Origin of the sequence: Paenibacillus doosanensis (genome assembly GCF_025060755.1) — a bacterium.
Classification (GTDB): domain Bacteria; phylum Bacillota; class Bacilli; order Paenibacillales; family NBRC-103111; genus Paenibacillus_S; species Paenibacillus_S doosanensis.
This window is the reverse complement of sequence record NZ_JANYUY010000096.1, coordinates 1-8,237: the sequence shown is the minus strand read 5'-3', so window position 1 is coordinate 8,237 and position 8,237 is coordinate 1. Positions and strand designations below refer to the sequence as shown.

Genomic DNA, 8,237 nt, shown 5'->3' with positions numbered 1-8,237 from the left:
TGAACCGACGGATTGTCGTCGTCTTGCCTGTACCGCAATCGCCGGTGACGACGGCGAACCACTGACGCTGGGCGGCGTATTCAAGACGCCCGAGTGTTTCGTCGAGAATCACCGACTCATACAGTTCGCCGGTCGGCACATCTCGAGAGAATGGTGACCGGGGGAGGCTGTAGAAGGACTCAAACATGGCCATCCTCCTTGTTCACCCGCCGATAGGCTACAGCCGGAGCCTGCTGCGCTTTGCGGTCGCGGCTCCGTTCTTCCGCCGCCTGTGAGTAGCCTTGACGTATCTGCCGGTACGGGGTCTAAATGCTCCGGTAGCGGCGGCCGCTTGCCAGCACGTTCGCCGATGACAAGCTCACGCACGCGCCACGGCGCATGACCTTCATACTCGATCGTGAGCTCCGAGATATCTGCCGGATCAAGTGGGCACAGAATTAAAATGTTCATACATTTTTAATTTAAGGTAAAAGGATGTTGGCAAGACATTGTTCAATTGTTAGTTGAGTTCAGATATTTCCCATCGATCAATTCAAACATTTTATTATATGAAGCGTATGATTTTTCAGCATACTGCCTCTCCATTTCTCCTGCAAACTCTTCCATACTATAATTTAAATCTATATCCCTCACTAGTTCCCGTATATCATCATCGATTAAATGGTAGTTTTGATATAGTAGGGGTCTAATTTTATCAAAATAGTTTTTATAATGAAAATCTATAGGATCATGAATTAATACATAAACCTCTCCAGAAACCTGCAGTATTTGGTTATATATTTCATATTTCTTATTAATATGTTCTCGAATAAGTCCTGACTCTATTTTTTGTTTTTCCCATAATAGTTGATCGTTAAATTTGTTTCTATCGTTAATTAGACTATTTTTATTTATTTTAATTGCAGAGTAAAAACCAACTGCTGAGGCTGTTACTGTCGCTATTGCCGTAATTGAATTTCCTATCCATAGTGGGTCTGCCAAGGAATCACCACTCTCTTCCAATGATTTAATAAAATCTTCATAGTATCTTCATGAGGAATCAGAGCCTGGTAAATAGGAATATTTGTAAAGCAAAAAGACATTCCATTTCATTATTATATCATGATAACGGAGGAATTTTCCTACTCCTAGTATCATTTAAATGCCCCTAGATCATCTTTTAGATGGTTAAAACCTATCAAATGCAATAAAAAATTAATCTCCTAAGACCGATATGTATTAACAAATACTATGGAGAGGAAGAACACCTTTGCATTTAGATAGCTTTCAATGGATAAGCACTATTGTCTCAGTATTCATCATCTTTGCTGATTGGATATCGTTTATTAATTTTAGGAAATCTATAGAGAAACCCGTAAAGAAAGTTATTATCCGAAAGATACTGTCAAAATATAAGGACACAGAAAAACTTTATCGTGCCTATAAAGAACTACCTTCGTCAGAATTCAAACTAGCCAAAATTGACTTGAAATCCAAAGAATTTGAGGCAACATTCCTGCATCAAACTGTAGATCTTTTCAGCAAGCTTATCTTTACTATAAGTGCAGCCACAGTGAGCATAATTGTATCTATTTCCGCAAGTCTCCTATCTTTTATGAAGGATAATAAAGAACTTCAGAAAGACCCCTTAAACAACATAACTATTAATGTCAATAATATTATGCGTACATTTGACATAGGACTTAATTTCTATCAAATGATATTTTTGACATCTTTTCTACTTTGCGGAGTTGCAGTCACCCACTATTTCCTTATGGCACAAAAAAAGAAATTACATATATTGCATTTAACCATAGTGGAAGAAATCGTGGATGAACTAAAGGCTTCTAAGTAAATGCGTACGAGAAGCCATTACTCTTAACTATTAAATTATTCTCACTCTGCTACACAAAGGTTACCTACACAAGGTCTAATGTAGAAAATGAGTCTATGTTGCACATTTTTAAAAAATACCTCATTTTATTAAAAAATATCTTTGCAACATCAAAACCATGGGCGGTTGTGGTAGTCATTCTTTTATTTTTATTACCGTGAGAATAGTTTGACTGCTTCAGAATATTAGATGAACCCACTCTACTCGACATCTCTTCATTCCCATCGCCTGAACATCTTATTATTTATTCGTCATTTCGTGAAGATAAAAATATTTATAAGTGAGAGAATTAAACTGATCCTTTAGAAATTAGAGTATTAATTTAGCGATCTTATCTTTTGGGCTAATAGAACTATATTCTCGTTGTCCGTTATATACGAAAATGATAGAATTGTAGGATAGACTGGAGGCGTATATATGCATGAAAGCGAATGGTTGCCGCGGCTGTTATCCAAACATGATTTGCTGCAGCTATGTAACCTGTTTAACTTGTCTGTGCCTGGATTTCGAAGTGATAAGCTATCTAGCAGACCGGAAGAACAACTGAGGTTCATCGTCACACAGGCGCTGAAAAGTGGCATTGGGGCAAGGAAAAACGGGAGAGGGAAAATACTCACAGATACGTTTTTTTCTGAAATTATAAAAGAGATGGATGATTTGATCCAGCCTCAATGGAAAGACCTAAGTTTTGAAAGTATTGTGGATGAACTTGACTTTTCAGTTGTCCTACGTCCCTATCAAAAATTGGCGTTGATTCGTGAGTGGTTTCCCGACAAATATGTTAGCCACGTTGAAGCATTTCGTCAAAACGCCACTGAAAAAATGGGTTTGTTTCATGGCATTTCAAATATAAATGACAAAGATTACGTCGAACGCGTTATTCAGGATCTGAAAAGGGACTTAGACTTTCCAAAATCTGCCGAATATCTTCAACTCATTCAGCAGCTTGGGGCAACCGAGCGATGGGAACAGATCAAGAACAATCTTGCAGAAAAGCAAACGGATCGCGAGCGTTTAATGATGATCTCTGGACTATCTTCTCTTGACCGATTTTTAGGAATTGTTGCAGCAAAAGACGACTACGAACCGTTACAATTAATTGCATACAACTTATATGTAAATGAACGCGAGAAAGCATACCAAAATGTTTATACAAAGGTGCACGAAGAAAGTGCTGCTGCGATTCATCAAGTGACCAATCTCACCAACAAGCTTGAAGAACAAGTAGGCGAAAATAGGAAGTTAACAAAGCAAATAGAGCTATTAACATCGGAGATTAAGAGGTTAAAGAACGAGAGGGAAGAGGATGCACAACATACGGATGTACTTCAGCAAGAGTTGGAAGAACACCGGAAAGAAAGAGATTACGCAGAACAAATCAAGGGGCTTTTTGAGGAATTGGTACCTGAATCCAGTGAAGCGGTGATTATTACTGATAAACCAGATCCAAGAATCAAAAAATTTTTCAACAAAAACATAATTTCTAAAAAATTCCTATTAAAAGAAAAACAAAACGAAAATATACATAAATTGAAATCAAAGATTTGGTTCATTGATCGCCAATCGTTTCGAAGTACCAGGGAATGGGTTCAGTTGAAACATTTTCTGGACGAAAATGGATTTTTCTATGAAGAATATAACGACTATCTTGAATTGCTAAGGCGCTACATACAAGTGATTCAATGTGACGAAACGGAGGTTTATAACTGATGACCTTGATAGACGAAAAAACAAAACGAGAGATTAACAGCTGTTACATTTTAGGACGTCTTGCTGACGAGTCTGATCCTGATCATATTCCGCCACTTGGAGTTGAACGACAGTCAGTTACCAAAAGCCATCGCAATGACGTCATTGTGTTTTATTTGCAAGCAGTAAGCGATGAACCCAAGCTTTTGAAAAACACACTTGAAAAGCAGCAAAAAGATTGTTATGTATCCTTTGACGACCGAAATTACCGGTACTTGCAAAGTATCAAATACTATGATCAAACCGACAAAGTGCAATATCTTCGTGAGCATCTGGAAGGAAAATTGATTCTATTCAAACCTAAATTATCGGTACGAAACGACAACACAGGGCACCGCTATCATTACAATTTTGAAATTGTTCTGGTTTCCGACGATGCCGCTGAGAATAATTACTATGTGGCTGTCCCGCAAGTAAAAAAAGGTGTACCTGCTGCGCGTTTTGAAAGATCCTTGCTAGATAAATCACCTGTCCAGCTGCCGGAGTATCCAAGCTATATGGAAGTTCCTGAGTTTATCTTATGTGATGGGCATCTCTATTTTATTCCAGAACAGGATATTTTGGAGACAGGAAATAACATTAACTTGTATTATGCAAGAAAACCGCATCTAATAAAAAAACTACCTCTCAGCGACCTTCAAGATTTTTGGGATCACATGAAATGTGCGTATCGGGAGTTAGGCTTCCTGCCCGATCAATACGCTAGTCTTCTGCGCGATAAATTCCATCATCAAGGAAAATCAATCGTACAGGTAGAGGCACCTGTGATATTGCCAAAAAAAGAAGAAAAAACAAGAATTCCTGAGACGCTCAGTGAATCTGATTTCATTTCTCGACTAAAATTCTTTGCTGAAGAAGAAGAACTGGTCTATCAGGAAGAGGAAGCTCTCGTTAACTTCCATACTGCGCTCAAAACAGGTAATATGGCGGTGCTTGGAGGTATGAGCGGTACCGGCAAAACACAGCTCGCACTACTCTATGCTAAAGCGCTTGGGCTAAAAAAAGATGAAAATTTGCTCATTGTGCCGATTTCTCCTGCCTACACAGAGCCTTCGGATATTCTTGGATATCACAACCATCAAATGGGATTATACATGGAAAGCGAAACAGGCTTGGTTTCTTTTTTAGAGCAGGCAAATCGAAATAAGAACGAACTGCACATGGTGCTTTTTGACGAAATGAACCTTGGTCAGGTAGAGCATTATTTTTCTCCTTTTGTATCCTTACTTGAGATGCCAAAAGATCAAAGAGAACTGCAGCTTTTTAGTAAAGATGCGATATGTCACAATAAAAGTCAAAGTCGTGTGATTCCGATTCACGATAATGTTCTATTTGTAGGAACGGCGAATTTTGATGAAACGACAAAGGATTTTTCCAACCGTATGCTTGACAGAATGAACGTTATTTTCCTTGAAAAGCTTGGTTTTGGTGCGTCGCTGGAGAAAGAAACGGAGACAAAGGATTTTGACAGGCAAACAAGAGTAAACCGCAAAATCTACCGCGAAGACTGGGTTTCTAAGACTGCTTCTCTTGAGGAGCATGAAATATCCCTCTTGGATCGACTTCACGAGCTGATGAGGGAATACGACAGCCAAACCGGAGTAAGTTTCCGGATCGCCAAAGGGATCGGCATGTATTTGTCGAATATTCCGGAAGTGAGTGAAGGAAATCCTTTCGTTACAAGACAAACGGGTCTCGATTACCAAATTAAGCAACGCATACTTACAAAAATTCGAGGTCACCGGGAACAAATTCAAGAACTAGTGGGCACGTATGAGCTGGACAGCAACAAATACCAGCCAGGACTTATTGCCCGTTTGCTAATGGAAGAAGGGGATGGCGAAGAAGAATTCAAATCTTCTATCCATTTTTTGAAGCAAAAAGCCAAGGAAATTACGAGGAACGGGTATGCGTTATAGTGCTGATTCACTCCCTTTTGAGGTAGAGTTTTTCACGGATGCTACAACCTCCAACACACAGAAGGTGTCTGAATTTTGGAGCCGCGGTGCAGTTTCACCAAAATCGATTGATCATCTGGTAAGTATCAAGGAAGGAATACAAATCGGAGCCCGGTTATTTACAAAAGATGGATTTGAAAAAGATGATAAGGCTAGACTTGTCATCCAAAGCGGGACCTATGATGAAGAAGGGAAGCAAATTGATATTAACATCCCTATCACAAGTCAGGGGACAATGGAGTACATTTTTTATCATGAACGAAATCAGCTTTTCCCTTGGCGGCTTGGGGTCTATTTTCTTGATGTTCATTATAACGATACGATTTATAGCTCTGCGATCTTTGTATCGCCCCTCCATTTATCTAGAGACCAGGTTCAACACATGCATTTGCTTTTGGAGCAAGAAGTGGAAGGGATCTGCTATGATCTGATCTATACATCAAGGTCAACCAGTAATGAACATGAATTTCTGGACTCCAAATCATATTATGACTATGTGCTTCGCCTGATAAATGAAAAGGACAATATCGATGCTGCTCTTTATACGCTTAAGCGAAATTTGATTAGTCAGGTCAAAACAAACTATCAAGAAAGTCCTTCCGAAAAAAAAATTGATCATAAGAGCCTGCGCTGGAAAGCTGTTCGAGGTGAGTCATTCAGCTTAAATAAGAAAAAAACACTCACCTGCGATATCCCTGCAAATCAGTGGATAAAACACGTCCTGTACTTTTGGAAGCAAGATCTTGCCCATATTGAAAAAGATATCGATGAGGATTGTAAGAAGCTTCAGCTACTAATACGCTCCAAAGAAGAAGAAAGGCGCTACAATGAGGAAAGAAAGCGGAATTGGTGGTATGATCGGGAGCTTTCTCAAGAATCTAGAGACTCGATGAGATCAATAATCCATCGAATTGAGGACGATATCAAAAAAGCAGAACGTCAATACAGCATCCTTACCCGCTGGAATCAGCTCGTAAAAAACATCATTGGCCGTTTTGGATATCTGCTTTCTTCCACTGAGCTATCCATGGTCACAAGAGCACGGCGCAAGCCGCATTTGAAAGAGCAAAATTATCGGAAGCTGACCGACCTCTATGAAGAAAGTAGAACTTCGCTGATTGGAAACAACAAAAGTAATTATGTGGTTCCTATCTTAAAACCAACATGGAAAATTTATGAACAGTTTGTCTATTTCCAAGTCATTGATATTCTGCGCAAATGTGGTTTTTCGGTTCGGCCTTACAGCGACGCAGAGAGTCTGCACGATATGGCATCGGGTCATTGCATAGAACTTGAGGATGATGAAACCATTTTGCATGTATGGTATGACAAGTATGTCTATATCAAAGAAGATGCTGTAGCCTCAGGAGATATGTTTTTTTCATCCCGCCTAATTCAACCCGATATCCGTATTGATATGTACAAAAAAGAAGAACAACCCGTGTTTCTGTCTACGCTCGCCATGGATGCCAAACACCGCCGATATAAATCACTTCATAATGAAAATTTTACAAGCAATGTTTCTTCACAGATGCTACGATACGTTCAAATTTTTTATCGCGGCGAACATACCGCCGCAAGCCGTCGACGCCCGGTAGTCAGCAGCGTGCTTTGCGTTTATTCACGTGATCGCGAAGCGCCGATTAAAAAAGAAGAATTGCCGATTGTGTTCATCCAGCTGTTCCCGGAAATTGATCAAAATCAATTGACAGGATATAAAGAACTCATGGGAGAAATTCATGAGTGGCTGAAGGAATACATTGACTAACTTTAGGGAAGTTGATTAAACGGTTCGTTAGTTCTTGATAACAAAAAAAAGATATGGAAACAAACCGAACCAAGCATTCAGAAAAACTAAATCAGGACAGTCGATCAGCTGTCCTGATTACGTTGTCAATTGAGCTTATAAAGAGACTATGTTTACATGTTATTAATAAAATCATATTCGTGTCATACTTCATATACTGCAATACTAATGAACCATATACTCTCTAATCAGATCTTGACATTCAGAAATAGACTAGATGTTCCTTGAAGCATCAGTTATATCCTTAATATATTGCTGCAGTTTATCCATAAATAACCTCCTCCTATTTTTATGTCATATTAGCAAGCTAATCCATATAGGAGAGCGAATGCTACCCTCCCATCAAAACCTTATCCAGTTCATTCTTTATTTTCTCTTCCTCATTGCTGCCTGTGGTAGCAAGCCTTAATAAAGGCAGATCGTATTTTTTCAAAATACCGTTCTTCAAGACATCTCTTCTTGATTGTTGGACGTTATTTTCGTGATAACTAAATCCATCCACTTCGATAACCAACAGAGGCTGCTTGTTTAACTTATAATAGATAACAAAATCGACAGAAGAATTATGTTTTACATAGCTTAGTTCTTCATCATTAAGCTTGGCTGTATTATTTAATAAATTTTTCAGATACACTTGTGTGGTAAAAATGAGGTTATTATATTTATCATCTTGGTTTAATAATTCGCTAAGAAGTGTCCATATAATACTCTCTGATAAATATTTAGGGCTTGCTGAACGACCAAAAAATCCAGTAACGACAAGGGTTTGATGCGCATTTCGTCGAATTCATATGCAAGGAAATCGTTTCAAAACGATGAAAAACCGTGCACATGGAGGATGACGATCATG

At 38.9% G+C, this 8,237-nt stretch carries 6 protein-coding genes and 2 pseudogenes; 4 read left to right on the top strand and 4 right to left on the bottom strand.

Going from position 1 to position 8,237, the window contains the following annotated elements:
- The 3 genes and pseudogenes from N0M98_RS33315 to N0M98_RS33310 form a co-directional block, all read right to left on the bottom strand.
- A pseudogene (locus tag N0M98_RS33315) lies at positions 1–187 on the bottom strand (AAA family ATPase); the annotation flags it as partial.
- Positions 180–423, bottom strand: a pseudogene (locus N0M98_RS34000) (transposase); the annotation flags it as partial. The pseudogenes N0M98_RS33315 and N0M98_RS34000, both read right to left, overlap by 8 nt.
- Positions 424–492: 69 nt before the next feature.
- Complete coding sequence (locus N0M98_RS33310; protein ID WP_259620470.1) at positions 493–981, bottom strand: hypothetical protein; 489 nt, start codon at positions 979–981, stop codon at positions 493–495.
- 268 nt (positions 982–1,249) lie between these two features.
- Between N0M98_RS33310 and N0M98_RS33305 the strand changes: the two genes are divergently transcribed.
- The 4 genes from N0M98_RS33305 (at position 1,250) to N0M98_RS33290 (ending at position 7,348) form a co-directional block, all read left to right on the top strand.
- Positions 1,250–1,834, top strand: coding sequence for a hypothetical protein (locus N0M98_RS33305; RefSeq protein WP_259620469.1), 585 nt, complete (start codon positions 1,250–1,252; stop codon positions 1,832–1,834).
- A gap of 456 nt (positions 1,835–2,290) precedes the next feature.
- Positions 2,291–3,583: a hypothetical protein gene (locus N0M98_RS33300; protein WP_259620468.1), complete on the top strand. Its 1,293-nt coding sequence runs from the start codon at positions 2,291–2,293 to the stop codon at positions 3,581–3,583.
- Positions 3,583–5,541, top strand: coding sequence for a DUF8727 domain-containing protein (locus N0M98_RS33295; RefSeq protein ID WP_259620467.1), 1,959 nt, complete (start codon positions 3,583–3,585; stop codon positions 5,539–5,541). The genes N0M98_RS33300 and N0M98_RS33295 overlap by 1 nt, the downstream gene beginning before the upstream one ends.
- Positions 5,531–7,348, top strand: a complete 1,818-nt coding sequence (locus tag N0M98_RS33290) for a hypothetical protein (RefSeq protein WP_259620466.1) — start codon at positions 5,531–5,533, stop codon at positions 7,346–7,348. Before N0M98_RS33295 ends, N0M98_RS33290 begins: the two co-directional genes overlap by 11 nt.
- A 370-nt stretch (positions 7,349–7,718) precedes the next feature.
- Here N0M98_RS33290 and N0M98_RS33285 read toward each other — a convergent pair whose 3' ends face one another.
- Positions 7,719–8,090 carry a DUF2726 domain-containing protein gene (locus N0M98_RS33285; protein ID WP_259620471.1) on the bottom strand — a complete coding sequence of 124 codons (372 nt, stop codon included), beginning with the start codon at positions 8,088–8,090 and terminating at the stop codon, positions 7,719–7,721.
- Positions 8,091–8,237: the final 147 nt, after the last annotated feature.

What these genes read in the sequence shown, in the direction of transcription:
- N0M98_RS33295 (WP_259620467.1), top strand. Translation starts at nt 3,583, where the DNA reads ATGACCTTGATAGACGAAAAAACAAAACGAGAGATTAACAGCTGTTAC.
- N0M98_RS33300 (WP_259620468.1), top strand. Translation starts at nt 2,291, where the DNA reads ATGCATGAAAGCGAATGGTTGCCGCGGCTGTTATCCAAACATGATTTG.
- N0M98_RS33290 (WP_259620466.1), top strand. Translation starts at nt 5,531, where the DNA reads ATGCGTTATAGTGCTGATTCACTCCCTTTTGAGGTAGAGTTTTTCACG.